The sequence below is a fragment of the Janthinobacterium sp. CG_23.4 genome (assembly GCF_029892305.1).
In the GTDB taxonomy this organism is placed as follows: Bacteria; Pseudomonadota; Gammaproteobacteria; order Burkholderiales; family Burkholderiaceae_D; genus Janthinobacterium; species Janthinobacterium lividum_D.
The window spans coordinates 368725-395322 of sequence record NZ_JARXUX010000001.1 but is presented as its reverse complement, the minus strand read 5'-3'; the positions used below and the strand labels follow the sequence as shown (position 1 = coordinate 395322).

20 protein-coding genes are annotated in these 26598 nt (G+C 62.0%); 11 read left to right on the top strand and 9 right to left on the bottom strand.

Annotated elements, in window-relative coordinates; genetic code table 11:
• The first annotated feature begins 133 nt into the window (after positions 1–133).
• On the top strand, positions 134–1750 hold the full coding sequence (locus tag H4V96_RS01750) for a M28 family peptidase (RefSeq protein ID WP_196857063.1): 1617 nt from the start codon (positions 134–136) through the stop codon (positions 1748–1750).
• A 208-nt stretch (positions 1751–1958) separates the two neighbouring features.
• Here the strand turns inward: H4V96_RS01750 and H4V96_RS01745 are convergent, their stop codons facing one another.
• From H4V96_RS01745 to H4V96_RS01735, 3 genes are all read right to left on the bottom strand, one after another.
• Positions 1959–2375: an SRPBCC family protein gene (locus tag H4V96_RS01745; protein WP_196857062.1), complete on the bottom strand. Its 417-nt coding sequence runs from the start codon at positions 2373–2375 to the stop codon at positions 1959–1961.
• 152 nt (positions 2376–2527) lie between these two features.
• Positions 2528–3226, bottom strand: coding sequence for a dienelactone hydrolase family protein (locus tag H4V96_RS01740; RefSeq protein ID WP_010393363.1), 699 nt, complete (start codon positions 3224–3226; stop codon positions 2528–2530).
• A 94-nt stretch (positions 3227–3320) separates the two neighbouring features.
• Positions 3321–6119 carry a polymer-forming cytoskeletal protein gene (locus H4V96_RS01735; RefSeq protein ID WP_196857061.1) on the bottom strand — a complete coding sequence of 933 codons (2799 nt, stop codon included), beginning with the start codon at positions 6117–6119 and terminating at the stop codon, positions 3321–3323.
• A 345-nt stretch (positions 6120–6464) separates the two neighbouring features.
• On the opposite strand from H4V96_RS01735, the gene H4V96_RS01730 reads away from it, so the two are divergent.
• The gene (locus tag H4V96_RS01730) at positions 6465–7469 is read left to right on the top strand and encodes a helix-turn-helix domain-containing protein (protein ID WP_196857060.1); all 1005 of its coding nucleotides are present in this window, start codon (positions 6465–6467) and stop codon (positions 7467–7469) included.
• Positions 7470–7501: 32 nt separating this feature from the next.
• Here the strand turns inward: H4V96_RS01730 and H4V96_RS01725 are convergent, their stop codons facing one another.
• Together H4V96_RS01725 and H4V96_RS01720 are read right to left on the bottom strand one after the other, a co-directional pair.
• Positions 7502–7735, bottom strand: a complete 234-nt coding sequence (locus tag H4V96_RS01725; protein WP_196857059.1) for a hypothetical protein — start codon at positions 7733–7735, stop codon at positions 7502–7504.
• A 123-nt stretch (positions 7736–7858) separates the two neighbouring features.
• Positions 7859–8965, bottom strand: a complete 1107-nt coding sequence (locus H4V96_RS01720) for an S-(hydroxymethyl)glutathione dehydrogenase/class III alcohol dehydrogenase (protein ID WP_010393359.1) — start codon at positions 8963–8965, stop codon at positions 7859–7861.
• Between the two features lie 276 nt (positions 8966–9241).
• On the opposite strand from H4V96_RS01720, the gene H4V96_RS01715 reads away from it, so the two are divergent.
• Positions 9242–10690, top strand: coding sequence for a PQQ-dependent sugar dehydrogenase (locus H4V96_RS01715; protein WP_196856731.1), 1449 nt, complete (start codon positions 9242–9244; stop codon positions 10688–10690).
• A gap of 118 nt (positions 10691–10808) precedes the next feature.
• Positions 10809–11252, top strand: coding sequence for a thioesterase family protein (locus H4V96_RS01710; protein WP_010394760.1), 444 nt, complete (start codon positions 10809–10811; stop codon positions 11250–11252).
• A gap of 133 nt (positions 11253–11385) precedes the next feature.
• Here the strand turns inward: H4V96_RS01710 and H4V96_RS01705 are convergent, their stop codons facing one another.
• Entirely contained in the window at positions 11386–11889 is a 504-nt protein-coding gene (locus H4V96_RS01705) for a DUF3016 domain-containing protein (RefSeq protein WP_010394757.1), read from the bottom strand.
• A 433-nt stretch (positions 11890–12322) separates the two neighbouring features.
• On the opposite strand from H4V96_RS01705, the gene H4V96_RS01700 reads away from it, so the two are divergent.
• Positions 12323–13834, top strand: coding sequence for a response regulator (locus H4V96_RS01700; RefSeq protein WP_010394755.1), 1512 nt, complete (start codon positions 12323–12325; stop codon positions 13832–13834).
• 184 nt (positions 13835–14018) lie between these two features.
• Here H4V96_RS01700 and H4V96_RS01695 read toward each other — a convergent pair whose 3' ends face one another.
• Positions 14019–15962 (bottom strand): GAF domain-containing sensor histidine kinase, encoded by a 1944-nt coding sequence (locus tag H4V96_RS01695; RefSeq protein ID WP_196856732.1) that lies wholly within the window; start codon positions 15960–15962, stop codon positions 14019–14021.
• A gap of 183 nt (positions 15963–16145) precedes the next feature.
• Here H4V96_RS01695 and H4V96_RS01690 point away from each other — a divergent pair, with 183 nt between their 5' ends.
• From H4V96_RS01690 to H4V96_RS01670, 5 genes are all read left to right on the top strand, one after another.
• Positions 16146–17693 carry a C13 family peptidase gene (locus H4V96_RS01690; protein WP_196856733.1) on the top strand — a complete coding sequence of 516 codons (1548 nt, stop codon included), beginning with the start codon at positions 16146–16148 and terminating at the stop codon, positions 17691–17693.
• Positions 17694–17730: 37 nt separating this feature from the next.
• Positions 17731–18093: a cation efflux protein, CzcI family gene (czcI, locus tag H4V96_RS01685; RefSeq protein WP_196856734.1), complete on the top strand. Its 363-nt coding sequence runs from the start codon at positions 17731–17733 to the stop codon at positions 18091–18093.
• A 119-nt stretch (positions 18094–18212) separates the two neighbouring features.
• The gene (locus tag H4V96_RS01680; RefSeq protein WP_196856735.1) at positions 18213–19451 is read left to right on the top strand and encodes a TolC family protein; all 1239 of its coding nucleotides are present in this window, start codon (positions 18213–18215) and stop codon (positions 19449–19451) included.
• 12 nt (positions 19452–19463) lie between these two features.
• Positions 19464–20714, top strand: a complete 1251-nt coding sequence (locus tag H4V96_RS01675) for an efflux RND transporter periplasmic adaptor subunit (RefSeq protein WP_196856736.1) — start codon at positions 19464–19466, stop codon at positions 20712–20714.
• A 24-nt stretch (positions 20715–20738) separates the two neighbouring features.
• Complete coding sequence (locus H4V96_RS01670; RefSeq protein ID WP_196856737.1) at positions 20739–23918, top strand: CusA/CzcA family heavy metal efflux RND transporter; 3180 nt, start codon at positions 20739–20741, stop codon at positions 23916–23918.
• A 72-nt stretch (positions 23919–23990) separates the two neighbouring features.
• On the opposite strand, the gene H4V96_RS01665 is transcribed toward H4V96_RS01670, so the two are convergent.
• Entirely contained in the window at positions 23991–24500 is a 510-nt protein-coding gene (locus H4V96_RS01665) for a hypothetical protein (RefSeq protein WP_196856738.1), read from the bottom strand.
• A 570-nt stretch (positions 24501–25070) separates the two neighbouring features.
• On the opposite strand from H4V96_RS01665, the gene H4V96_RS01660 reads away from it, so the two are divergent.
• Complete coding sequence (locus H4V96_RS01660; protein WP_010394737.1) at positions 25071–25451, top strand: hypothetical protein; 381 nt, start codon at positions 25071–25073, stop codon at positions 25449–25451.
• Here H4V96_RS01660 and H4V96_RS01655 read toward each other — a convergent pair whose 3' ends face one another.
• Complete coding sequence (locus tag H4V96_RS01655; RefSeq protein WP_280720664.1) at positions 25452–26597, bottom strand: sensor domain-containing diguanylate cyclase; 1146 nt, start codon at positions 26595–26597, stop codon at positions 25452–25454. It lies immediately after the preceding gene.
• Position 26598 lies beyond the last annotated feature (1 nt).

Sequence of the window (26598 nt, the reverse complement as noted above, 5' to 3'; positions counted from 1 at the left end):
AGAACGCCAGCAAGTGCCTATTCCGGCGCGCCTTGTGCGGCCTCGCCCAGTCGTGCGGCGCACTACGCTGGAGCATGACGATAGAGTAAGATTGCCGCTGCTTTGCTTTCCCGTATTCACTTTTGGAGTTGTCATGCGATTTCCCTTTGTCCTCGCCGCCAGCCTGTTCAGCACGGCTGCTCTCGCCCAAGCGCTCGTTGCCGAAGCGCCCCTGCGCGCCCATCTGTCCTTCCTGGCCGACGATTTGCTCGAAGGACGCGGCACCGGCCAGCGCGGCGGCGACCTGGCCTTGCGCTACCTGGAAACCCAGGCGGCCGTGGCTGGCTTACAGCCCTTGAAGGATGGCACATACCGCCAGGCGCTGACCATCGTCGGCAGCAAGGCCTTGCCATCGAGCACGGTCACCTTCAGCGTGGGCGGCAAGACGCTCGCTCCAGCCTTCGGCAAAGACATCGTCTTTGGCGCTTCCAACGGCCAGCAGAAAGTGGCGTTCGACGCGCCCATCGTGTTTGTCGGCTACGGCATCGGCGCCGCCGAAGAAAACTGGGACGATTTCAAGGGCGTCGACCTGAAGGGCAAGCTGCTGATCATGCTGGTCAATGATCCGCAGCCGACCGTCGCCGAACCGCAGCGCTTTGCCGGCAAGTCCCTCACGTATTACGGCCGCTGGGTCTACAAATACGAGGAAGCGCTGCGTCAGGGCGCCGCCGGCGTCTTGCTGATACACACGACCGCATCGGCCTCGTATCCGTGGTCGGTGCCGGCCAACGGTTTCGGCCACGAGCGCTTCAGCCTCGCTGGCGCGGGTAACGCCATGGAAGGCTGGCTGCAGGAAGACATGGCGCGCACGCTGTTTCAGCAAGCAGGACAAGACCTGGACGCCTTGCGCGCGCAGGCCGAAACGCGCCAGTTCCGCCCCGTGGCCCTGGATGCCACGGTCAAGGTGCAACTCGATAGCCAGATCCGCAGCATCGAGCAATTCAACGTGGCCGGCATCGTGCCGGGCACGGACCCGAAACTGAAGGATGAAGCCGTGATTTACTCGGCCCATTGGGACCACCTGGGCAAGGATGACGAAGGCAAGCAACGCGCTGGCCAGAGCGACCATATCTACAACGGCGCCATCGACAACGCCTCGGGCGCAGCGGCCCTGCTGGCCATGGCGCAGGTGGCCGTAAAACAACCGGCGCGCCGCACGCAGATCTTCCTGTGGCCGGCCGGCGAGGAAACGGGCATGCTGGGCAGCACGGCCTATACGCGCGCACCGCTGTGGCCGCTGGCAAAAACCGCTGCCGACCTGAACCTCGACAGCATGAACTTTGTCGGCAAGACGCACGACATCGGCGTCGCCGGCGCCGAGCGCAGCAGCCTCTACGCGAGCGCCGCCAAGGTCGCCAAACGCATGGGCCTGCGCCTGGCACCCACCATTCCCGACCTGTCCGGCGCGTTTTACCGGGCCGATCATTTTGCCTTTGCCAAGGCGGGCGTGCCGGCCTTCAACGTCGGCTCGGCCGTGTTTTCCGGCGACGGCTCGTTCGACTTCGTCAAGCACCCCAAAGCCTCAAGCGAGCGCCTGGTGGCCTTCAAAAACGATTACCATCAGGTCACGGATGAATACCACCCGTCGTGGGACTTGTCGGGCATGCTGCAGCAGGCGCAGTTCACCCTGAACCTCGGCTATGAGGTGGCGAACGACAAGAATTTGCCTACTTGGAACAAGGGCGAGGCGTTTGGCAAGGTAAAACGCTAAGCACCATGGAAAACACCGGCCTTGGCCGGTAATGCCGTTCAGTTAGTGTGTTAGTGATGCTATTTTTAGCCCAAGAACCAGGACAGGGGTCGGCCCCTGAGGGTCAGACCCCAGCTCTTTGCCTCTGGGGTTAGCGAATTTACTGGCGCTCATAAATCACGCCAAAATCCTTAACTGAACGGCATTAGGCCTTGGCCGGTGTTTGCATTTAAATCGCCATGATGCGTTTCAGGTCGATGAACGCTGTTTCGTACAGATGTTGGAACGCGCCCACCATGACCTCTTCCACGCCTTCGGCCGCGTCGAACTCGCTCGACCATTCCGCGCAGCAGGAAGCGCCACCCGGTTCGCCCGTGACGCGCAGGGTGGAACGGTAATTCTTGACGGGGATCGGGCCGGAGACGATGGTGTAGCTGTAGCTCTTGTCCGCTTCGCTGTAGCTTTGCAGGCGTTCGGCGATGATGGCGCCGTCCGTGGTTTTCAGGCGGCGCACGCGGCCGCCATGTTCGGACAGGCTAGTCTTGATGGCACTCGACCATTCAGCCAGCGACTGGAAGCCGCCGATAAAATCCCACACGCGTTCGGCATTAGCCGCCAATGTTACTGAAACAATTACTTGGGCCATCTTTAATTCGGTTCCTCATCCAGGTTTGCCGGGCATCGCGCCCGGCCGGCCGGAGTTGCCCGGCACAGCCTCTATTTTAGCGCCCATGCGGCTTTGCTGCTGGTCGCGCAAGGGCCTGGACAATAGCGGCTGGCCTGGCTGACGGGGATACCTTACAGATTTTCCGCCAAGAAAATCAAGGAATTACCGTGTGCCAGGGCTGCGGCACGCTGCTGGTAACTGTCGCGGTGGGTGCAGTTAAAACCATGCTCGGCGTCCGGATAAATATGGATTTCCACGTCTTGCCGGTCGTCGAAGCGCTCGGCGATGCTTTGCACGGCTTGCGACGGAATGTGGCTGTCCTGGCCGCCGAAATGCATGAGCAGCGGCACCTTGATCTGGTCGGCCAGATCCAGCTTATCCTGGATGCCGCCACCGTAATAGGCGATGGCGGCGTCGACCAGGCCTGCCGCAGCGGCTTGAAACGACAAGCGGCCACCGAAGCAGTAGCCGACCGAAGCGAGCTTGCCACTCAATTCCGGGCGCGCGCGCAGGGCGGCGACGCTGGCGGCGATATCGGCATCGGCGTGGGCATTGTCGGTAGCCTGCAGCAGTTCCACGGCGCGCGTCCAGCCGTCCCCGTCATAACCCAACTCGATGTGCGCGCCAGCGCGCCAGAACAAGTCCGGCACCAGCACCACGTAGCCATCGGCCGCGTACTGGTCGGCCACGGCGCGGATATGCGCATTGACGCCGAAAATTTCCTGCAACAGGATGATGCCGGGGCCCTTGCCCACATGCGGCACGGCCAGATAGGCCTGGAAGCTGCCGTCCGGGCCGGCGATATCGATCCACTGCGATGTTGTGCTCATAAAAACTCCAGTCTGAGGTTGGGGTGGGGAAATGCCACCGCCAAGCATGGTACTGGTTTTTCGCGCTGCCTGCGTCGGCCCCCTTTATTCAGGCTCAATACAGCTCGCGCAAGTAAATCACGGGACCCGACTTGAGGATACCAAAGACGACGCTGCCGACCGTGCTGCCCAGGTAGGCATGCTTGCCCACGGCAACGTCGACCCTGCCGGCCTTGCCTGCGCCGGGCGCCAGCAAGGTCAGGCGGCTCGCTTGTGGCAATGCGCCTTGCACGACGGTATAGGTCTGGTCATCAGCGGCCAACTCGCTGCAGTCCAGCGTTTTCTTGCAATTAGCCAGCAGCACGTCCGACTTGTTGAATGCACTGATGCTGTCGAGCAGATTCGTCGTCCATTTCGTCCCATTCCAGTACTGCACTTGCACGGACAGTTTGATGGGCAGCAACTCGGAGCCATAGCCGTGGGCTACCCGCCATTGCCCCGACAGCACAGTCATCCGTGCTTCGTTCTGTATCGATGCCGAACTTGAACTGACGACGGCGCCGCCCGGATACGTGCTGCTGGCGCGCAGCAGCACGTCGGTGGGCGCCACCGGCGCGCCGGCCTTGCCCGGAAAATGATAGGCGAGCATGGGCGAGGCAACGCCGAAGGTAAATTGCACGGGCGCCACGCCGGTGATGGTCGTTTGCGCCTTGCTGCCATCGGTGAGCCGGCTGCGGCCATCGGACGTCATCGGCGGAAAGGAAATCTTGCCCGTGGCCGCGTCCAGGCCTTCGAGCAACACGGGTGCCAGGACGCTCGGATTGCGCTCATCATAATTGACCGTCGTTTCTCCCCCCAGGGCACGCGCCGTCACGCGCACGCCTATGGCTTGCCCGGAGTAGGCGTAGCGGCCTTTTTCCCCATCGTCGGCGCAGATGAGCGGCGCGGCACATGGCGTGGCAATGCCGTTGCTCGCCTTGGGCTGGTCAGCGTCCTTGCTCTTGATCAACTGCGTGATGAAATGGTGCGCGATGAATTGCACCGCCTCGCTCACGTTTGAGGGCTTGGGCAAGTCCTGCACGACAAGGTTGGCATCCAGATAGCCATTGGGATTGGCCAAGTTAAAAGCAATGGTGATCGTTCCCACTTCCGGCCAATACATGTCGCTGCTGGCAACGCGACCATTCTTGAAGACCACGGCGCCCTGCACGGCCGGCTTGGCTGGCGCGGCAATCTCGCTCGTCGTCGGCTTGAGCAGGCTGGCCAGCGCAGGCAGCACCGTCTGTGCCGGCGTTTCATTGCCGAAGTTCGGCGTCACGGCGCCTGCACTACTGAGTGCGCTCATGCTGACCGTCACCGGTGCGCCCGCGCGCTGGGGGCTGGCGATGGCAACGGCGCTAAACGCGGCTGGCACGACGATGACACTGCCCAGGCCCGTCATGTTCAAGCCGGCATCGCCGGTAGTGGCCGACCCCGTATAAGTGGCCTTCAAATCCAGCTTGCCCACGTCCGCATACACCATGATGGCCGTGGCGACACCCTTGTCGTTGAACGCCAGCTTGACGTTCGCGCCCGTCGTGCTGCAGGCGCTACCAGCGTTCTGGGCCAGTGGCACGAAAGCCCCGCTACCCTGCACGAAGACGGGCAAGGTGCCGCTGGCAGGATTGCCGTAGCTGCAAACAAGGTTCAAGTCCTTGCTGGTATTTTGAAACAGTGGCACGCAAGCTTGCGCGTTGGGGGCAGCCTGCACGGCGCTGATGCCGAACGCCTGCTGCCTGCCAGAAACATGATGCACGGGAGTGACCGTCAAGCCCGTCGCCGCGAACGTCATGTTGCAGCTATTGCTATTGTCCGAGCTGCGTTTGCACACCAGCGCGCCCGTGCTGCCCGGTACGCTGCTCAGGCTCAAGGTAGTCGTGCCAGCGGTGTACTGGCGCACGCTGGCCGTTGCCACGCCGCTGCTGCCTATCTGCGTCGCCGTGCCGCCAGGGCTGACGGTAACACTCGCGCCGCCCGTGTACCGGGCGCTGTAGGCGGCATCCGCGCACGCCGTCAGCGTCCCGGTCTGCGGCGCGCATGTCAGGGCCGTGCCCGGGTGGTCGATCTGGAAATGGTGCGGACCGGCCGCGGTAGCCGGGCCGCATTTTGGCCCCATGGGATCGGTGTAGGGCCAGCCACTGTTGTTCGTCACGCAGCTGCAGGGGTACGATGGCGTGTATGCCTTGCAGGTAATGGTCTGCTGCACCCGGCCGCGATATCCCAGGGTAATGTGATCGACCAAGGCCTTGCCGGTGATGGTCGCGTCGGAATCCCCAAGGGTCACGCTTCCACCTTCCACATCGCCCTTGACGGTCGCTTTGTTCTCAATGACCAGCGTCCGGGATGCCTTGACATCGCCCGTCACCAGCAGGTCCGTCGACTTCAGTTCGATGGCAGGGGCAGTCAGGTTGCCCGTAACCTTGCTTGCAGACTCAATCAAGAGCGAGGTGCTGGCCATGATGCTGCCATCAATAACGACGGCGGAAGCGGTAACGATGGTGGTACCGGTAATAGCCCCCGTGACACGCACTCTCGATGCGAGATTTATTGGCCCTGTCGAGCTAATACCGTTTGTGACCTTGGCATCAGCCTCGACGGTCACGGAGCCGCCCTCGATAGCGCCATTCACGGTCGAACTGGCAGCGATAGTCACCGCACCCGTTGCCATGAGATTGCCTGTCACGCTGATCGGACTGCCACCCAGCTTGATCGACGCGGCTTTGATATTGGCAACGATGTTTTGTCCATTTTGCCCGCCTGCGATAAAAGTGCCGCCATTGGCAATAATGGTCGCGCCACTTATTTTTAACTTCGATGGCGGGTTGTCGCTGACATTGATATCTCCCTTGGCCGTCAGACTAGCCGTGCCTGTCATCGTCAAGCCCTGATTAAATGTAATTGTTACAGGGCTGTTGACAGTCACACGGTAGCCGCTGTCAATGACAACATCGTCATTCCATTGCATCGCCAAAGATGGGCAGGTATATTCGACGCCGCTATTGCTGCAGTCCGTGACAGCAGCGCCGTTAAAACTGAGCGTTCCAGCGCGGGCTAGGCCAGTCCCCAGCGAACATAGTAAAGCGGCAATGAAAATGTATATGCGCACGGCTTAAAGCAATCTGATGAATGAGAGGGCAATCGGTTGGTAGCCAATTTCATGCTAACCTAGGCCATCGCCATTGTTGCATTATGGCACTGTTTCATTTATCTCATTCATTGCATGCTCAAGCAAAGCTCCCCAAAATTCCCCCTGCGCAGCGTCGACATCATCGTCTATCCAGGCTTCAAGGCGCTGGAAGCCATCGGTGCCATGAAAGTATTTGATTACGCCAACACCCATTTGCGCCTGCGCAATCTGCCCGGCGGTTATGACGTGCGCATTGTGTCGACCGCCATCGGTCCTGTCGAGTCGGACACCCTGATGTCGCTGCACGCCAGCAAGGCGCTCGATGTGAACCGCTTGCCCGACCTGGCCGTCATCGTCGGCTGCCACCATGTCGAGCAAGTCTTGCAAGACATCCCCGCCCTCGCCGCCTGGGTGGCAGAGGCGGCACCGCGCATCGATACCCTGGCGGCCCTGTGTACGGGCTGCTTCTTCCTGGCCGAGGCGGGCGTGCTCGACGGTAAGAGTGCGGCCACGCACTGGAGCGCCGTGGACAGCTTGCGCCAACGCTATCCATTAATACAGGTCAACGCCGATGCTATTTTCGTACGCGAAGGGAAATTCTGGACATCGGCCGGGGTGACGGCCGGCATTGATCTGGCCCTGGCCCTGGTGGAAGACGATTTCAGCCGCGATATCGCGCTGGAGGTGGCGCGCGACCTGGTGGTGTACCTGAAGCGGCCCGGCGGCCAGTCGCAGTTTTCCGTGCATCTGTCGAGTCAGATGACGACGCATCCGAGCATCCGCCAGCTACAAGGCTGGATCATGGAACACCTGGGCGAAGAGCTTGGCATACCGCTACTGGCGGCCAGGCTGTCCATGAGCGAGCGCAATTTTACGCGCGTGTTCCAGCGCGAAACGGGCAGCAGCCCCACGGAATTCATCGAAACGGCGCGCTTTGAAGTGGCCCGCCGCTTGCTGGAAGACAATGTGTCGTCATTGAAACAAGTCGCCGTGCAGGCCGGCTTGCATAGCGAGGAAAGGCTGCGCCGTCTGTTTCAAAAGAAACTCGCCATCACGCCGCGCGACTACCGCGAACGCTTTTCCAGCACGGCGCGCTAGGCGCAGCGAGGGGCCGCGGGGCTCAGCGCAACTCAGCGCAACTTGCGGCTGCGCACGTGGCGCGTGGCCAGCTTCTGGCGCTGCAAGGCCAGCGGCGTAAACATCAGCGCGCACAACAGATAGGTGGCCAGCAGCGCCAGCCAGATGGCAGGCGTGGCAAGAATGGCGGCATTGCTCCACCATAAGGCCAGCAGGGAAGACAGGGCCGCAGCGAGGAAGACGGGCAGCATGCGGCGCAACGTGGCAAGGTAGACAGTGGCAAACATGAACGACTCCCAAAGCAAGGCGGATGTCTTCACACTAGCAGGCGCAGGCGACGAAGTACAGGCTGTCGCCCTGCGCCGTCGGTCAAGTGTTGCGCAATAAGTACATTACGCTAGGGTTCAATATCAATACAGCACCACGGAGCGGATAGACTCGCCGCTTTTCATCAGATCGAAGCCCTGGTTGATGTCTTCCAGCTTCAGCCTGTGCGTGATCAGGTCGTCAATATTGAGCTTGCCTTCCATATACCAGTCGACGATCTTCGGCACGTCCGTGCGCCCGCGCGCGCCGCCGAAGGCCGAACCGCGCCATTCGCGCCCCGTCACCAACTGGAATGGGCGCGTGGAAATTTCCTGGCCCGCCGCAGCGACGCCGATGATGAACGATTTGCCCCAGCCCTTGTGCGTGCATTCAAGCGCCTGACGCATCAGGGTCGTGTTGCCGACGCATTCAAACGAATAATCGGCACCGCCATCGGTCAGCTGCACGATGGCATCGACGACGTTTTCCACCGCATTCGGATTGATGAAATGCGTCATGCCGAACTTGCGCGCGATGGCCTGGCGCGCCGGGTTGATATCGATACCGATGATTTTATCGGCGCCGACCATTTTCGCCGCCTGGATCACGTTCAAGCCGATGCCGCCCAGGCCAAACACGGCCACGTTGGCGCCCGCTTCCACCTTGGCCGAGAACAATACCGCGCCCACGCCCGTCGTCACGCCGCAGCCGATGTAGCACACCTTGTCGAACGGCGCGTCTTCGCGGATCTTTGCCAAGGCAATTTCCGGCACCACGATGTAGTTGGAAAAGGTCGAGGTGCCCATGTAATGGAACAAGGGCTGGCCATTCAGGGAAAAACGGCTGGTGGCGTCAGGCATCAGGCCGCGGCCCTGCGTCGAGCGGATGGCCTGGCACAAATTTGTCTTTTGCGACAGGCAGAACTTGCACTGGCGGCATTCCGGCGTGTACAGCGGGATGACGTGGTCATCCTTTTTCAGCGTCGTCACGCCCGGGCCCACGTCGACGACGATGCCGGCGCCTTCATGGCCCAGGATGGCCGGGAAGATGCCTTCCGGATCGGCGCCCGACAGGGTGTAGTAATCGGTGTGGCAAATGCCCGTGGCTTTCAGCTCGACCAGCACTTCGCCGGCGCGCGGGCCGGCCAGGTCGACTTCTTCGATGCTCAAAGGGGCACCCGCCTTCCAGGCAATCGCGGCTTTGGTTTTCATGGGGTTTCTTCCTGCTCGGTTTCAGATGCGCCATTATCGGGCGCTTGCGGGCGCGGCAAGGCAACGGCCCCCACCCTTGTCTGAAAACGCGGCGCAATTGTCCGCTGCCGCCGTACCGTGCAGCAGCGCACACAAGCGCGGCAGGCGCGTGGCGTATGCTGACGTCATTGGGATGTCCGTTTGCGCCTGCTCAATCTTCCCGGCATCCAGACGCGCATTCTTGGCACAAGCGACATTCATCGCGTAGCCGTTGCGTCGTTCCCGCAGGAGACTGACATGCGCAATCTATTTTCCCAACGCACGCGTATCTGGCTGGCCCTGCTGCTGGCATGCTGCCTGGCCCTGCTGGCCGCCTGTGGTGGTGGCGGCGACGACGACCCGCCCGGCGCGACCTCGGGCAGCCTGACGGTCAGCATCGGCGGCTTGTCGGCCGGCGTGGCGGGCGCCGTCACGCTCAGCGGACCCGCGTCCTACAGCAAGCTGCTGACGGCAAGCACCACGCTCACCGACCTGGCGCCCGGCGCCTACGCGCTCAGCGCCGCCAGCGTGGCGCACGGCACGGGAACGCTGGCGCCCACGCCCGCCACGCAGCAGGTGCAAGTTGATGCGGGCGCGACGGCCAGTGCCAGCGTCACGTATGCGGCCACAGCGCCGCTGGCCCTGGCCCTGCAAGAGGTGGTCTCCGGCCTGAGCGCGCCCATCTTCCTCACGGCGCCAGCGGGCGACAGCCGTTTGTTCATCCTCGAACGCCCCGGACGCATCCGCGTGGTGCAGAACGGCAACTTGCTGGCCACGTCCTTCCTCGATATCAGCGCGCTCACCACCACCAGCGGCGAGCGGGGCTTGCTGTCGCTGGCCTTCCATCCGCAATACGCCAGCAACGGCTATTTCTTCATTTACTACACCGACCTGGCCGGCAATATCGTCATCGAGCGGCGGCAAGTGTCAGCGGGCAACGCCAACGTGGCCGATTCCCTGTCCGCGCTGGTCATCCTCACGATTCCCCATCCCACGTTCAGCAACCACTATGGCGGCTTGCTCAGCTTTGGCCCGGATGGCTATCTGTATGCGGGCACGGGCGACGGCGGCAGCGCGGGTGACCCGCCCGGCAACGCGCACAATACCAACGTCCTGCTGGGCAAACTGCTGCGTCTGGACGTCAACGCCAGCACGGTGGCCCTGCCATACGCCATTCCACCCGGCAATCCATTTGCCACGGCAGGCGGGCGCCCTGAAATCTGGGCCTACGGCTTGCGCAACCCGTGGCGCCACGCCTTCGACCTGACGGCCCAGCTGCTGTATATCGCCGACGTGGGCCAGGCCAACCGGGAAGAAGTCGATGTGCGGCCCGTGGGCCAGGCGGGCAACAACTATGGCTGGAACATCATGGAAGGCACGCAGTGCTACAACAGCGCCAGTTGTAACCAGGCGGGGCTGGTCGTGCCTGCCATCGAATACGGCCACGATATGGTCGGCGGCTGCTCGATCACGGGCGGCTATTTGTACCGGGGCACGGCCTTGCCGGAACTGGCGGGGCACTATCTGTACTCGGACTACTGCAGCGGCTGGCTAAAAAGTTTCAGCTACAGCAATGGCACGGCCTCCGCAGTGACGGACTGGAACATCACCAACGTGGGCAACATCGTGTCCTTCGGCCAAGATGCGCAAAACGAGCTGTACATGCTGAGCGGCACGGGCAAGGTGTATCGCATCGTACACAAATAAGCGTACGCCAGTGTAGCGGAGCCGCGCATGCGGCTGGGGCGTTTTTCGACGGGGCGCGGGGAACCGGCTAGAATGGGTTTTTCCCGTCGCGCCCTGCGCACCAGCCCAAGAGAACACCATGGCCCGTTTGAAACTTGAATTTCCCGAAGACCAGTACTGCTATTCCTCGCAACTGACGGTACGCACCACGGACATCAATGCCGGCAACCATCTCGGCAACGATTCCATGATTTCCATGATTTCCGAAGCCCGCGCTCGCTTCCTGTTCGAATTCGGCGTGCGCGACATTGAAGCGGACGGCACCGGCATCATCGTCACCGACCTGGCCACCACCTACCGTGCCGAAGCGCATGCGCGCGACCAGCTGCTGTTCGAAGTGGGCGTCATGGATTTTAATAAATATGGCGGCGACATCACTTTTCGCATCACGCGCCCGCGCGACAACACGCTGATCGCGATGGCCAAGTCCGGCTTTGTGTTTTTCAACTACAAGCGCAGCCAAGTCGTGCCCATGCCGGAAGAGTTCGGCAGCAAATTCACGCAGGTAAACTGGATCGATTAAGGCAACGATCAAGCATGCCGCCATGCTGCATGTCTATCAGGAAAACATGAAAACTGGGGCGACAGGCAGGCAGCGATAAGGGCAAGAATGAGCCTGCCCTGACAAGGCGATGCAGGCAGCGGTGAATGCGCGCTTACTTGCGCGCCTGGCGCTGCACCTTGATGCCGAAGGTGTCGGCATACCAGTCATCGATCATCAGCTTTTCATAGCGCAGCTTTTCATTGCTGAAGTAATGATTGATGCGGCTCAGGTACGCCATGTCGGACAGCGCTGCATCGGCACTGCGAATGACCTTGCCATCCTGTTCCAGCACGTAGTGCAGGCGCAGGCGCGGCCAGTCGACCCCACCATTCATGACGCGAATATCCTGGCCGGCACGCAAAGCGGGATTTTCACGGCCCGCCAGGTCCACGTCCGTGACATCGATCTTCAGGCTCTGGCCGGGCGGCAGCGATGCGCCCAGTTTCTCGAAATGCTGGCTCAGTTCCTTCAACACCTCATCGCGTTCCTGCGGCTTGAACGGGACATCGGTAAATTGATCCGGTTTGCTGAACTGCACTTGCGTTCCGGCCCAGGCCGCGCTACTGGCCAGCAAGGCCAGACCAGCGACCAGGGCGCGCGTCGTCTGCTTTTGCATGATGTCACCTTTTCAGTCAATGTGAGTGGTATGGAGCGACTGCTTACACCTGACCAATATAGCGCAGCGCATCCTACTTTGCTGCGCAATTCATACCTTGTTACTTTTTCGATTTGCTGCCAGAAAGGCGCTACGCGGTATTTTTTGCAGATTTATTGGTAATATTAATTAAAACAAAGTATTGTCTTGAAAATATAGTTGTCTAAGCGATCAATTTCAGATGATGTGAGGAGCCTGGATTTAGCATGCTTTTTTAGCATATATGTCGCATGATTTCAGTCAATTATTCTTGCTTATTGTTAATACTTGGCTGTCAGTCTACAATCGAAAAATGCGCCCGAAAAACGCGCAACGCCGTCAGTGGCGCACAGGCTAGCCTGGCGCAGGCGTCTCAGCATTGCGTCAGTTATGCCTTTTAGCGGAACTCGTCCTTATGTCATTTTTGTCTTCAGCCTCACCCACGTTACCGCCCTGGAAAGTCCTGCTCGTCGACGATGAACCCGACATCCACGACATCACCAAACTGACACTGAACCGTTTCCGCCTCGAGGGCCGCGCCCTGAGCTTCGTGCATGCGTATAGCGGCGCCGAAGCGAAGCAAGTGCTGGCGCGCGAAGAGGGCATCGCGCTGGTCTTCCTGGACGTGGTGATGGAACGCGAAGACAGCGGCCTGGAAGTGGCGCGTTGGATGCGCGAAGACCTGGGCAACCAATTTACGCGCATCGTGCTGCGCACCGGGCAGCCGGGACAGGCGCCGGAAGAACGGGTGATCGTCAACTACGACATCAACGACTACAAGGAAAAGACGGAACTGGACCGCACCAAGCTGTTCACCACCACCTTTGCCGCGCTGCGCGCCTACCGCGACATCATGAAGGTCGAGGAAGCGCGCCTGGCCCAACTGCATTACCGCGAGGGCCTGGAAAGAGTCATCGCGGCCTCGGCGCATATCTTCAAGCAACGCAATCTGCGCGACTTTGCCAGCGGCCTGCTGCAGCAAGTCGTCGCCCTGCTGCGCCTGGAAACGAGCATGCTGCTGCGTCTGCGCGGCGCCAGCGCCATCTCGGGCGAACAGGATTATGAAATCCTCGCGCAGATCGGCGACCATGAAGCCGATGGCGGCATTCTCAGCCCTGCTCTGCTATCTCAGCTGGACCATGCGAAGAGCAATAAAATCTCGCGCCTGCATGGCGACACCTATGTCGGCTATTTCCCCAACAGCAGCGGCAAGGCTTCGGTGCTGATTTTAAAAGGCGTGGAAGAAATATCCGACCTCGACGCGCAATTGCTGGAAGTGTTCTGCTCGGGCGTGGCGATTGCCTTCGATAACATCCTGCTGACGCAGGAAATCACCGACACCCAGGCCGAGCTGATCCTGCGCATGGGCGATGTGGTCGAATCGCGTTCGCATGAAGGCGCCAACCACGTGCGCCGCATGGCAGAAGTGTGTCAGTTGCTGGCGCAGGCCTCCGGCATGTCGGAAGAGGAAACCATGGTGCTGCGCCACGCGGCGCCCATGCATGACATCGGCAAGATTTCCACGCCCGACGCCGTGCTGCTCAAACCGGGCAAGCTCGACGCGGCCGAATGGGAAATCATGAAACAGCATCCGACGGTGGGCATGTCCATCCTCGACGGCTCGCAGCGCCCGCTGCTCAAAGCGGCAGCCGTGATCGCCCACCAGCACCACGAAAAGTACGATGGCAGCGGCTACCCGCAAGGCTTGGTGGGCGAAAACATCCACCCCTACGCGCGCATCGCCGCCGTCGCCGACGTCTTCGACGCCCTCATGCACAAGCGCTGCTACAAGGATGCCTGGCCCCTGGAGCGCGTGGTCAGCTATCTGCGCGAAGTGAGCGGCAGCCACCTCGACCCGCAGTATGTGGAGTTGCTGATCGCGAACCTGGATGAGGCTCTGGCCCTGAACAAGCGTTTCCCTGATTAGGCGGCACATTTAACCCAAGTACGAATACTGGGGTCAGACCCTGAGGGTCTGACCCCGTACGCCGCGATTTCATGTGCCAAATCCGCGTCGCAAGAGCGCCTGAAAAACGTTCAGGGCAAGGCGCGCGGTCGCAGACAGTGCGAATAGCACGGCAAGACCAAGCAACGCAGCCATGGACGTTTTCTCAGGTGCTCTTAGGCTCCAGCGGGAACCGAATTTTATAATGTAGACCCATGCCTGGCGCGCTGACCACCTTCACCGTACCGCCCAGCGGCCCCGTTACCAGGTTGTACAAGATGTGCGCGCCCAGGCCACTGCCGCCCGAACCGCGCTTCGTCGTGAAGAAGGGGTCGAACAGCTGGCCCAGGGTGGCGCTGTCCATGCCCATGCCATCGTCGCTGTAGTCGAGTTCCAGCATTTCGCCAGCCGTCCGGGCAGACAACTTGATCTTGCCCGGCTCGCCTTCCACAAAGCCATGCACCAGTGAATTGACCAGCATGTTCGTGACGATCTGCGAGACGGCACCCGGATAGCTGCGCAGCTGCACATCAGGTGGACAATCGATTTCCACCTTGATCGGCTTGCCCTTGAGCTTGGGCTGCAGCGAGAGCACGATTTCATCGAGGTATTTGCGCAAATTAAAGCTGCGCAATTCGTCCGAGGACTGGTCCACGGCCACCTGCTTGAAGCTGCGTACCAACGCTGCGGCGCGCTGCGTATTGGTCGTCATGATGCGCAGGGTTTGGTCGATGATATCGAAAAACTGCTGCAAGCCATCTGCATCGAGCTGGCCGCTGTCCAGGTCTTCGCGCGTGAGCTTCAATTCCTGCACCAGATGGCTGGTGGCGGTGACGCAAATGCCCAGCGGCGTATTGATTTCATGTGCCACGCCAGCGACCAGCCGACCCAGCGACGCGAGCTTTTCCTGGCGCACCAGTTCCGACTGCGCTTCCTGCAAGGCGCTCAGCGCGCTGTTCAGGGCCGCGTTCTGCACTTCCAGCGCTTCCTTGGCCTGGCGCATGGCACTGTCGGCCTGGATGCGGGCCATCGCCACGGCCACGTGGCTGGCCATGAAGGCCAGCACGTCGAGTTCCGCCTGGCCATACACGACAGAGCTGTCGTAGCTTTGCACGATGATCACGCCATACTTGCGCTCGCCCAACAGCATGGGCGCGCCCATCCAGCTGGCGATGCTCACATTGCCCAGTGGCTCGCCGATCTCGCCGCTGGCCACCAGCGCCGCATAGCTGTCCGCATCGAGCAGGCAGGCTTGGCGGCGCGCCAGCACGTACGAGCTCATGCCGATGCCGTAATGAAAGCGCTTCACCGGCGCCTGCGCATCTTTTTCATCGACAAAATACGGGATCGTGATGTCCTTGCTGTCCGGATGGTACAGGGCGATAAGGAAATTCTTCGCCGTGACCAGCTCGCTGATGATAGCGTGCAGGCGCGTATACAGAGTCGTCGCATCGGACGCCTGCGCCGACAGATTGGCGATTTCATACAGCGCATGCTGCAGGTTTTCCGCGCGGCGCCGCTCGGCCACCTCGTGCGCCAGCAGGGCCGTGCGCTCCTGCACCGCTTTTTCCAGGCGGTCCATGCTTTGCATGCCTTGCAGAGCGCTCGACACGTGCGTGGCGATCAGCGCGAACAGAGCCTGGTCTTCCTGGCTGAAGCGGTGCTGCGCGTCGTAGCTCTGGATGACGATAACGCCCAGCCCCTGGTGTTGCTGGTCCAGCAGCGGACAGCCTATCCAGTGCTCGGCCGCCGTGCCGCCGCCCCAGGCGCCGCCATCGATGGCGCGCATGGCGTCGTCATCGGCCGTCATCACCAGTTGCTTGCCGTTGACGATGACCCATGCCGTGGGCGATTGCGCCGCGCTGGCCAGGCGCACGCCCACGTCCGGGTCGGGCGCGGCATCGAATTCATCGACAAAATACGGAAAGCGCACCAGACCGTCGTCGCGGTCGCTGAGCGCCACATAAAAATTGGCCGCATACATGATGCGACCTAGCGCCGCATGCACCGCCTGCAGGAATTCGCTGATATCGCTGCAGGTGCTCGAGCGCTGCCCGATTTCCAGCAACACGGTCTGGACAGCTTCCAGACGGCTGAGACGGCTTTCCATGGGTAGCTATATGCCTTGTGTCAATATATTCTGAAAATCAATATTATCAGTTCAATCCAGCCTTGGCACGGCATAAAACGCAGAATCTTGCCTTAAGGCAGAGCAACACAGGCCATGCCAGCATTTGCCACGCTGGCAATACAGTGGCAGACTGGGCACCTTCCTACAGACCAGACCATACAGATGTCCGCCACGCTACGCGCCTCGCTACGCCCCTATACCCTCGCCGGCCTGCTGGCCTTTGCAGCGCTGGGCATGCCGCCGCTGTGCGCCGCGCCAGCCAAGACGCCGGCGGCCGAAACGGCCGATGGCGGACGCTATTTTGGCCCCCTCGTCGCGGGCAAGATGCATGGCTGGGGCAGGCTGGAATATGCCAGCGGTGCATTTTATGAAGGGGGCTTCGCACGCGGCGTGTTTTCCGGCCAGGGCACGCTGCGCCAGGCGTCCGGCGTCGAATACGTGGGTGCCTTCCGCCAGGGCGCCTTCGATGGCATCGGCCGCTACACCTCGCCCAAGGGTGAGATCTATGCGGGCACCTTCACCAAGGGCAGCTTCGAGGGGCCAGGCCGCTTCCAGGGCGCCGATGGTGCCAGCTTCGAAGGCCATTTTAAACACTGGCGCCCGCACGGCAGCGGCAAGCTGACCGACACGGACGGCAGCGTCTTCGAAGGCGAGTTCGTCCAGGGCCAACTGCAGGGCAAGGCCAAGGTCAGCACCAGCGACGGCATCGACTACGAAGGCGAGTTGAAAGACTGGAAATTCGAGGGCGAAGGCGTGCTGCGCACGGCCGACGGCGACCAATACCGGGGCAGCTTCAAGAATGGCCAGTTCGACGGCAAGGGCGTGCTGCGTTACGCCGTGGCGCAGGCGGACGGCCGGCGCGAAGACAGCGGCAACTGGACGCAAGGCCAGTTGGACGACCCTGCCTTGGACAAGCTCACGCGCGACAATGTCGAGCTGGCCCTGTACCGCCAAGGCACCCTGCTCGACCGGGCCCTGGCGCGCATTGCGCCGCGCGATGCGGCAAAAAAGATCAATCTGTACCTGCTGGGCGTGGCCGGCGACGGCGCGCAAGAAGTATTCCACCGCGAAACGGCCTTCGTGCAGCACCAGTTCGACCGCGATTACGGCACCGCAGGCCGCTCCCTGGTGCTGGTCAACAGCCGTAATACAGTGGCGCAACAGCCGATGGCCACGCGCACCAGCATCAGCGCCAGCCTCGATGCACTGGGCGCAAAGATGGACAAGCAGAACGACATTCTGTTCCTGTTCCTCACCAGCCATGGTTCGCCCGAACATGCACTGGCGCTGGCGCAAAACGGCATGGACTTGCACGGCTTGCCCGCGCAAGAACTTGCCTCCATGCTCAAGCACAGCGGCATCCGCTGGAAGGTCATCGTCGTCTCGGCCTGCTATGCAGGTGGTTTTATTGCGCCGTTGAAGGATGACAACACCCTCATCATCACGGCCGCGCGCGGCGACCGCAGCTCGTTCGGTTGCGACGACCAGAACGATTTCACGTATTTCAGCGAAGCGTATTTCAAGCAATCCTTGCCCAAGAGTGCAGGCTTTGCCGAAGCCTTCGAGCAGGCCAGGGGGCTGGTGCAGGCGCGCGAAGCAGCAGATTTCCGCGCGGGCGGCATGGCAGCGCAAGAGCATTCCGAGCCACAAATGTTTCAGGGCAAGGCCATCGCCGCGCAATTGAAGGCGTGGCGCAGCCAGCAACGCTAGCCACGCCCGCCCTCTTTTCTGTACAATAGATCTCACCATGCGACGACTGTTCCTCATTTTGCTGCTGTTCGTGCTTCCGCTCCAGATGTCCTGGGCAGCGGCGAGCGCGTATTGCCTGCACGAGGAAGGCAAGGCGGCGCAGCACTTGGGCCACCATAATCACCAGCACAAGGCCGATGCGGACAAAAAACCTGTCGCCGATAAAGCTGACAAACAATTCAAAGGCCAGCCGCACAACGACTGCAACGTCTGCCATGGCATAGGCCATGCTTGGCTGCCGGCCGGCTCCAGCTTGCCCGTCGGCGACACGGCCTGCGTTAACGCCGACACCGCTCCCTTCTTCTACGCTTCCCACATCCCGGACGCTCCCAAGCGCCCTGACTGGTCGTCGGCCGCCTAGACCGACGGGACGTCTCAATCACTAATCGCCATCGCTGCGCCGGATTAATCTTGGCGCAATGAGTCTGGCGCAAGCCTGCGCGTCCCGTCGAATTCTTTTTTCCTACCCTGGAGAATTCGATGTACCGTTCCATCTCTCTATTCTGTCTCTGCGCTGGCCTGCTGGCTGGCAATCTTACCCATGCGCAAGTACCTGCGGAGCCGGCTGCTCCTCTGACCTTGTCTGCCGCACTGCTGCTCGCCGACGGCGGCAACGCTACCTTGTCGGGTGCACGTCATGAGCTGGCGGCGCAGGGCGGCGCCCTGCAACAGGCACGCGCCCTGCCCAACCCGGAACTGCAAACGGTGCTGGAGGATACGCGGCGTGGCGCGCGCACCACCACCGTGCAGCTCAACCAGCTGATTGAACTGGGCGGCAAGCGCGGCGCCCGCACGAGCGTCGCCCAACGCGGCGAAGACCTGGCGCAAGCGGGCCTGTCCCTGCAGCAAGCCGACACGCGCGCCGCCGTCGCCACCGCCTTTGTCGAGGTGCTGGCCGCGCAGGAAGGCTTGCGCCTGGCCGACAGCGCACAGGCGCTGGCGGCGCGCGCCAGCGACATCACGGCGCGCCGGGTCACCGCCGGCAAGGCCTCGCCTGTCGAGGAAACCCGTGCCCGCGTCGCCGAAGCGAGCGTGCGGCTGGAGCTGAACCTGGCCCGCAGCACGCTGTCGAGCGCCCGTCAGCGCCTCGCTGCCCTATGGGGCAATGCCACGCCCCGTTTCACCTTGGCTGAGGGACAACTGGAAACCTTGCCCGAGCTGCCAGCGGCCAGCGCACAAGCGGCGCGCCTAGAGCAGGCACCGGCCGTGCGCCAGGCGCGCAGCGCTCTGGCGCAGCGGCAAGCCATGTTGGACGTGGAACAGCGCCGCGCCACGCCCGACGTCACGCTCAGCATAGGCGTGAAGCGCTCGGAAGAACTGGGCCGCAACCAAGCCATCATCGGCCTGGCCTTGCCACTGCCCTTGTTCGACCGCAATGCCGGCAACAAGCTCGACGCCTTGCGCCGCAGCGACAAGGCCAGCGACGAGCTGGCCGCCGCCCGCATCGGCGTGCAAACGGCCGTGGCTGCCGCCAGCGAACGGCTGGCCACGGCCCGGCTCGACGTACAGAGCTTGCGTCAGGATATCTTGCCCGGCGCGCAAAGTGCCTACGACGCGGCCAGCAAGGGTTTTGAGTTCGGCAAGTTCGCCTTCCTCGATGTGCTCGACGCCCAGCGCACCTTGCTGCAAGCCAAAAACCAATACCTGCGCGCGTTGACTGAAGCGCAGCACGCCGCCACCGAGATCGAGCGCCTGCTTGGCGCCACCGCCCCCCTGTAAGGAAGACCCGACATGCATATCAAACTCGACAAGAAACAAGCGATCGCCATCGCCTCCATCGCGGCCGCCGGCGTCGTGCTCGCTAGCCTCATCCTCGGCACGGACAATTCCGACACCAAGAGCGCGCCGCCCGCCGCCGCAAAAACGCAAGCACAGGCTGAAAAGAAAGACGCAGACGGCCACGCAGCCGTGGAAGGCAGGCTGGAATTGAGCGCCGCGCAAAGCAAGGCGGCTGGCGTCGTCATCGCCACCGCCGCGCCCGGCCGCATCAAGACAACCGTCGCCCTGCCCGGCGAAATCCGCTTCAATGAAGACCGCACGGCCCACGTCGTGCCGCGCCTGGCGGGCGTGGTAGAAGCGGTACAGGCAGACCTGGGCCAGCTGGTAAAAAAAGGGCAAGTGCTGGCCGTTATCGCCAGCACGGAACTGTCGGAACAGCGCAGCGAACTGCTGTCGGCGCAGCGGCGTTTATCCTTGGCCCGCTCCACCTATGAGCGTGAAGAAAAGCTGTGGCGCGAGAAGATTTCGGCCGAGCAAGATTATCTGCAGGCGCAGCAAGCGTGGCGCGAAGCAGAAATCGCCGTGCAAAATGCGCAGCAAAAGCTCAGCGCACTAGGCGCCAGTGCCAGTGCCAGTGGCAGCGGCACCGCGAGTGGCGCCGCTGGCGTCGGCAAAGGGCCGCTGAACCGCTACGAGATCCGCGCACCGTTCGACGGCATGGTACTGGAAAAACACATCACCTTGGGCGAGGCCGTCAAGGAAGACGCCAACATCTTCGTCATTTCCGACCTCTCGAGCGTCTGGGCGGAAATCGCCGTACCGGCGAAAGACCTGGCCACCGTGCGCGTGGGAGGCAAGGCGGAAGTCAAGGCCAGTGCATTCGACGCCAGCGCGCAAGGCACGATCACCTATGTGGGTGCCTTACTGGGCGAGCAGACGCGCACGGCCAAGGCACGCATCAGCTTGCGTAACCCGGACATGGCCTGGCGCCCGGGCCTGTTCGTCAGCGTGGAAGTGGTGTCGGGCGAAGCGGACGCGCGCGTCACCGTGCAAAACACGGCCATCCAGACGGTGGAAGACAAGAGCGTCATCTTCGTGCAAGTCAACGGTGGTTTCCAGGCCACGCCGGTGGTGCTGGGACGCAGCGATGGCACGTTGACGCATATCGAACAGGGCCTGGCCGCCGGTACACCGTACGCGGCGCAGGGCAGCTTCGTGCTGAAGTCCGAGCTGGGCAAGGACTCCGCCGGCCATGAACACTGATCACCTGACATCAAGGACACCAACATGTTTGAACGCTTGATTCGCTTCGCCATCGACCAGCGCTGGCTGGTGATGCTGGCCGTGGCCGCCATGGCCGGCCTGGGTATCTACAGTTATCAAAAACTGCCCATCGACGCCGTACCCGACATCACCAATGTGCAGGTACAAATCAATACCCAGTCGGCCGGCTATTCGCCGCTGGAAACCGAGCAAAGGGTTACCTTCCCCATCGAGACGGCCATGGCCGGCTTGCCGAACCTGGAACAGACGCGCTCGCTGTCGCGCTATGGCCTGTCGCAAGTGACCGTGATCTTCAAGGATGGCACCGACATCTATTTTGCCCGCCAGATGATCAACGAGCGCCTGCAAGAAGCCAAGGAAAGCTTGCCGGCCGGTATCACGCCCAAAATGGGCCCCGTTTCCACGGGCCTCGGTGAAATCTACCTGTGGACGGTGGAAGTGCAAGACGGCGCGAAAAAGCCGGACGGCACGCCGTACACGCCGACCGACCTGCGCGAAATCCAGGACTGGATCATCAAGCCGCAGTTGCGCAATGTTACGGGGGTCACGGAAATCAATGCCATCGGTGGCTACGCCAAGCAGTACCAAGTGGCGCCCTACCCGGAAAAACTGGCCGCCTACGGCATCAGCCTGCAAGAGGTGGTGACAGCGCTCGAGCGCAACAACGGCAACGTGGGTGCCGGCTACATCGAAAGGCAGGGTGAGCAGCTGTTGATACGCGCGCCGGGCCAGGTAGCGTCAAAGGACGACATCGCCAACATCATCGTCGCCAACGTGCAGGGTGTGGCGATCCGTATCCGCGACGTCGCCGACGTGGTGCTGGGACGCGAATTGCGCACGGGCGCGGCCACGGAAAACGGCCGCGAAGTGGTGCTGGGCACGGTCTTCATGCTGATCGGACAAAACAGTCGCGCCGTGTCGCAGGCAGTCGATAAAAAGATGCTGGAAATCAACCGAAGTCTGCCCAAAGGCGTGCACGCCGTCACCGTGTATGACCGCACGGTCCTGGTCGACAAGGCCATCAATACGGTCAAGAAAAACCTGCTGGAAGGCGCCGTGCTGGTGATTGCCATCCTGTTCCTGTTCCTCGGCAATATCCGCGCCGCCGTCATCACGGCCATGGTGATTCCGCTGGCCATGCTGTTCACGTTTACGGGCATGGTGCAATACCACGTGAGCGCCAACCTGATGAGCCTGGGCGCGCTGGACTTCGGCATCATCATCGATGGCGCCGTGGTGATCGTGGAAAACTGCGTGCGCCGCCTGGCCTATGCGCAGCAGAAACTGGGACGACCGCTGACCTTGCAAGAACGTTTTCATGAAGTGTTTGCGGCCTCGCAGGAGGCACGCCGCCCCTTGTTGTACGGCCAGCTGATCATCATGGTCGTGTACCTGCCGATCTTTGCGCTGACGGGCGTGGAAGGGCGCATGTTTACGCCGATGGCCCTGACGGTAGTGATCGCCCTGCTGGGCGCCATGCTGCTGTCGATCACCTTCATCCCTGCCGCCGTGGCGCTGTTTATTGGCGAGAAGGTGGCGGAAAAGGAAAACGCCATCATGCGCGCGGCCAAGCGCTGGTATGCGCCGCTGCTGGACAAGGTGATGCGCAACACGCCCGTCGTGCTGACGGGCGCGGCGGTTGCCGTATTACTGTCGGGCTTGCTGGCCACGCGCATGGGCAGCGAGTTTGTGCCCAGCTTGAACGAGGGCGATATCGCCATCCAGGCCCTGCGCATCCCCGGCACCAGCTTGACGCAATCGCTGGCCATGCAGCAGCAACTGGAACGCAAGCTGATCGACAAGCACAAGGAAATCGCCCGCGTGTTCGCCCGCACGGGAACGGCAGAAATCGCTTCGGACCCCATGCCGCCGAATATTTCCGACGGCTACATCATGCTCAAGCCGCGCGACCAGTGGCCGCAAACGAAAAAATCGCGCGAGCAATTGCTGGCGGAAATCGAAGCCACGGCCAACAGCTTGCCTGGTAATAACTACGAGTTTTCACAACCGATCCAGTTGCGCTTCAATGAACTGATTTCCGGCGTGCGCAGCGACGTCGCCGTGAAACTGTTCGGCGACGACATGGCCGTCCTCGACAGCACGGCGGCGAAGATTGCCGGCGTGCTGGGCAAGATCCCAGGCGCGACGGAAGTGAAGGTCGAGCAGACAACCGGTTTACCCATGCTGACGGTACAGATCGACCGCGAGCAGACGGCCCGTTACGGTCTCAACATTGCTGACGTGCAAGCAGCGATTGCCACGGCCATCGGCGGGCAAGAGGCGGGTACGCTATTCCAGGGCGACCGCCGCTTCGACATCGTCGTGCGCCTGCCCGACAGCCTGCGCAGCGACCTGGAACAGCTGAAACGCCTGCCCATCTCCCTGCCCCTGGGAGCGGCGACGGATGGCCGCGCGCGCTTCATTCCGCTCGGCGAAGTGGCCAGCCTGCAAGTGGCACCGGGACCGAACCAGATCAGCCGCGAAGATGGCAAGCGCCGCATCGTCATCAGCGCCAACGTGCGCGGACGCGATATCGGCTCGTTTGTCGCCGACGCCACGCAGCAGCTGCAAGCGCAGGTGGCCATTCCCCCCGGCTACTGGACCAGCTGGGGCGGCCAGTTCGAGCAATTGCAGTCGGCCACGAAACGCCTGGAGCTGGTAGTGCCGGTGGCGCTGGCGCTCGTGTTCGTCTTGCTCTTTGCCATGTTCGGCAACGTGAAAGATGGTTTGCTGGTGTTCAGCGGTATACCGTTCGCCTTGACGGGCGGCATCGTCGCCCTGTGGCTGCGCGATATTCCCATGTCGATCTCGGCAGCGGTGGGCTTCATCGCCCTATCCGGCGTGGCCGTGCTGAACGGCCTGGTGATGATCGCCTATATCCGCCAGTTGCGCGAACAGGGCATGCCCCTGCAAGAGGCGATACGCGAGGGGGCAATCACCCGCCTGCGGCCTGTCATGATGACGGCGCTGGTGGCCTCGCTAGGCTTCGTGCCGATGGCCATCGCCGTGGGCACGGGCGCCGAAGTGCAGCGTCCGCTGGCCACCGTGGTGATCGGCGGCATCCTGTCGTCGACAGCCTTGACCTTGCTCGTGCTGCCGCTGCTGTACCGCCTCGCGTACCGCCGGCAAGAGGAGGTGGAGGAGGAAGAAGAGGTAGGTCGGATTAGATCCGAAGGAACGTAATCCGACACCACCACTGGCGCCAACAATAGGTCGGATGAGCGGAGCAAAGCCCCGCTCATCCGACCTACCTGGTCATGGTTTGCGGTAGCCGCCTTCGACCCAGTTCGCCGCAGATGTGGCGCTAAATTTGAAGGCGGCCGAGGTGCGCACCTTGGCAATCTGCTCGCCATCGGCGTCGTAGGCGCTCAGTTCCGCGTACGGGTGCTCTTCATCGGGCACGATGTCGAACATCACCTTGACCTGGCCGTCGTCGGTGGCGACGAACAGGTGCTTGTGCAATTGCGCATGCAGCTGCTGCTCGTGGCGGCGCAGCACTTCCGAGGCCGTTTTCACCAGGGTATTGAAAGCGTTGACATCGAGCGGCTTCGGATTTTTCTTGTCACGGCCCATGGTCCACGGCCCCACCAGCGCCGGCTCCGGTTCGCCATCCTTGATCATGGCCACGGCCCAGCCTTCATCTTCCTCGTTCTTCATCACGCGCGCCGTCCAGCCATTGCCTACCCACAGGCGCGGCTCCTGGATCGGGGCGTCATTATCGTGCTCGGCGGGTTCATCGGGAAAGGCGGGAAAATCGCTACGCATGGCGGTGCTCGTGTTGAAGGATCGGGGCTAGCATGATAGTCGAAAACGCCCTCCCGTGCCGCCTCACCAAAAGCGCGACGGCAGGTCAAACGGCACGGGCCAGCCTGCCGCCACGGCAGCGCTCAACACAGCGACATGACAGGCAGCTTGGGCCAAGTCAGCGGTGGACCGGGTGGTACCCAGCGCGGGTCGATGGCTGGCAGCGGCGCATGGTAATGAAAGGGAGTAATGATGATCGGCGGTATCGCCGATGGCGCGCCAACGGGCTCGGCGCAGGACTGCGGGGCGCTACGCTGGCGCGTGGTTCGGTGGGGGGAAAGCGAGAGTGATTGATCCCCGGTATCTGCAAACAAAAGCATGTTGCCCTCCTTGCTCGACTGAGGTATTCAGTATAGGACGGCTTGCGCCTATTACAAGAAAAGAAATCTTGTTTCATATCAGCATTTTTTGTCCGTAGCGACCGTCCATGCCGTGAAAATAACCGCCTGTCGCACGCCGCTGGCTACGCCCGCCGCGCGCGCCTACAGTGTACTCATGCAACACCCGATCACCCACACACTGAGGCATCGCATGAAAAAATTACTCACCTTTATTCTCATCATCATGCTGGCCTGCCTGTTCCTCGACAAGGTCAGCGGCAGCGACATGCACATGCAGTTCCAGGGCGACGATCTCGATGGCCCGCTGGAATGGCTATTCGGCTTGGTGTTTGCGAGCGGCGGCTTGCTGGTCAGCGCCATTGCGCTGGTGTGCGCTGCGGTCGTCATGGGCGTGGTTCTGGCCGGCGTGGGCGTGGTGATGATCACCGCATTGGTGCTGTGCGTAGTGTTGCTGCTGGCGCTGAGCACGCCCGTGCTGCTGCCACTGCTGATTCCCGTCGCCATCGTCTGGCTGATCGTCAGCCGCAAGCGTCATGGCAAGCAGGCGCAAGCGCGTCAGCACAGCCTGTAATTACTGCGCCATGCACTTGCTGAGCACGCCATCGCTGCCGCAGTCGTTTTGTTCGACGCGGTTGCGCCCGCCCCGCTTGGCCCGGTATAGCGCTTCATCGGCGCGTGCCAGCACGGCGTCGCAATCGGCATCGGTGCCGGCCAGGGCGGCCATGCCGATGCTCACCGTGATACTGATCAAGACACCGCCATCGGTGGTCAAGGAACTGTCCGCCACGCGCCGGCGCAGCCGTTCGGCAAACACGGCCGCCGCAGCCAGGTCTGTGCCCGGCAGCAAGATGGCGAATTCTTCGCCGCCCATGCGGCCCGGCACATCGACCTTGCGCAGCGCCTGGCACATCAGCGCGCCCAGATGGCGTAGCACGGTATCGCCCACCGCATGGCCATACGCGTCGTTGACGCGCTTGAAGTGATCGATGTCTAGCATCAACACGCTGGCGCAGCTGGCCAGTTCGCGCTGCAGCCGTGCATGCTCGTTTTCCAGCGCCGTCATGAAATGGCGCCGGTTCGGCAAGCCGGTCAGGAAATCGGTGGTGGCCAGCTGCAACAGTTCTGCATTCATGCGCTTGCGCTCGGTGATATCGAGGGTAGACACCATGACGAAGTCCAGGCTGTCCGCATGGCCGGGCATCACCAGCAAGCTCAATTCATTTTGCCGCGCAGCACCATCGAGACGCACGAAGCTGCTCTCGCACTCGTACAGATGCGCGCCGCCCGCTAGTGCCAGTAGCGCATCGCCGAAGCGGGGCAAGGCGCTGTCATCGAAATTCTGCGCCAGGCCCAGTTTGCCGCGCCGCTGGTCGTCCTCATTGGCACGCACCTGTGCCAGTGCGGCGCCGTTCGCATCGATGATGCGCACCAGTCTGGCCAGGCGCCGCAGCGCGTCCGGATTGGCCTGAAAATAAGCACCCAGGTCGTGTACCCCCGCTTGCTCCAACGTATCAAGTGCGGCGCGCACGGCCGACCAGTCCTGTTCCCACAGGGCCACGGGTGCATGGTCGTACAGGCTGCGGAAACGCGCTTCGCCGGCGCGCAGGGCCAGTGCCACCTGCGCCTGTTCGATGGCCATGCCCGCCAGATGCGCCGCCTCGCTGAGCCGCGCCAGATGCGCCGCGCCCGGCAAGGTGGGCTGGCGGTGATATGCCATC

Excerpts from the sequence above, each read along its gene's own strand:
- H4V96_RS01750 (WP_196857063.1), top strand. The coding sequence starts at position 134 with ATGCGATTTCCCTTTGTCCTCGCCGCCAGCCTGTTCAGCACGGCTGCT.
- H4V96_RS01745 (WP_196857062.1), bottom strand. The coding sequence starts at position 2,375 with ATGGCCCAAGTAATTGTTTCAGTAACATTGGCGGCTAATGCCGAACGC.
- H4V96_RS01740 (WP_010393363.1), bottom strand. The coding sequence starts at position 3,226 with ATGAGCACAACATCGCAGTGGATCGATATCGCCGGCCCGGACGGCAGC.
- H4V96_RS01735 (WP_196857061.1), bottom strand. The coding sequence starts at position 6,119 with ATGACAGGCACGGCTAGTCTGACGGCCAAGGGAGATATCAATGTCAGC.
- H4V96_RS01730 (WP_196857060.1), top strand. The coding sequence starts at position 6,465 with ATGCTCAAGCAAAGCTCCCCAAAATTCCCCCTGCGCAGCGTCGACATC.
- H4V96_RS01725 (WP_196857059.1), bottom strand. The coding sequence starts at position 7,735 with ATGTTTGCCACTGTCTACCTTGCCACGTTGCGCCGCATGCTGCCCGTC.
- H4V96_RS01720 (WP_010393359.1), bottom strand. The coding sequence starts at position 8,965 with ATGAAAACCAAAGCCGCGATTGCCTGGAAGGCGGGTGCCCCTTTGAGC.
- H4V96_RS01715 (WP_196856731.1), top strand. The coding sequence starts at position 9,242 with ATGCGCAATCTATTTTCCCAACGCACGCGTATCTGGCTGGCCCTGCTG.
- H4V96_RS01710 (WP_010394760.1), top strand. The coding sequence starts at position 10,809 with ATGGCCCGTTTGAAACTTGAATTTCCCGAAGACCAGTACTGCTATTCC.
- H4V96_RS01705 (WP_010394757.1), bottom strand. The coding sequence starts at position 11,889 with ATGCAAAAGCAGACGACGCGCGCCCTGGTCGCTGGTCTGGCCTTGCTG.
- H4V96_RS01700 (WP_010394755.1), top strand. The coding sequence starts at position 12,323 with ATGTCATTTTTGTCTTCAGCCTCACCCACGTTACCGCCCTGGAAAGTC.
- H4V96_RS01695 (WP_196856732.1), bottom strand. The coding sequence starts at position 15,962 with ATGGAAAGCCGTCTCAGCCGTCTGGAAGCTGTCCAGACCGTGTTGCTG.
- H4V96_RS01690 (WP_196856733.1), top strand. The coding sequence starts at position 16,146 with ATGTCCGCCACGCTACGCGCCTCGCTACGCCCCTATACCCTCGCCGGC.
- czcI (WP_196856734.1), top strand. The coding sequence starts at position 17,731 with ATGCGACGACTGTTCCTCATTTTGCTGCTGTTCGTGCTTCCGCTCCAG.
- H4V96_RS01680 (WP_196856735.1), top strand. The coding sequence starts at position 18,213 with ATGTACCGTTCCATCTCTCTATTCTGTCTCTGCGCTGGCCTGCTGGCT.
- H4V96_RS01675 (WP_196856736.1), top strand. The coding sequence starts at position 19,464 with ATGCATATCAAACTCGACAAGAAACAAGCGATCGCCATCGCCTCCATC.
- H4V96_RS01670 (WP_196856737.1), top strand. The coding sequence starts at position 20,739 with ATGTTTGAACGCTTGATTCGCTTCGCCATCGACCAGCGCTGGCTGGTG.
- H4V96_RS01665 (WP_196856738.1), bottom strand. The coding sequence starts at position 24,500 with ATGCGTAGCGATTTTCCCGCCTTTCCCGATGAACCCGCCGAGCACGAT.
- H4V96_RS01660 (WP_010394737.1), top strand. The coding sequence starts at position 25,071 with ATGAAAAAATTACTCACCTTTATTCTCATCATCATGCTGGCCTGCCTG.
- H4V96_RS01655 (WP_280720664.1), bottom strand. The coding sequence starts at position 26,597 with ATGGCATATCACCGCCAGCCCACCTTGCCGGGCGCGGCGCATCTGGCG.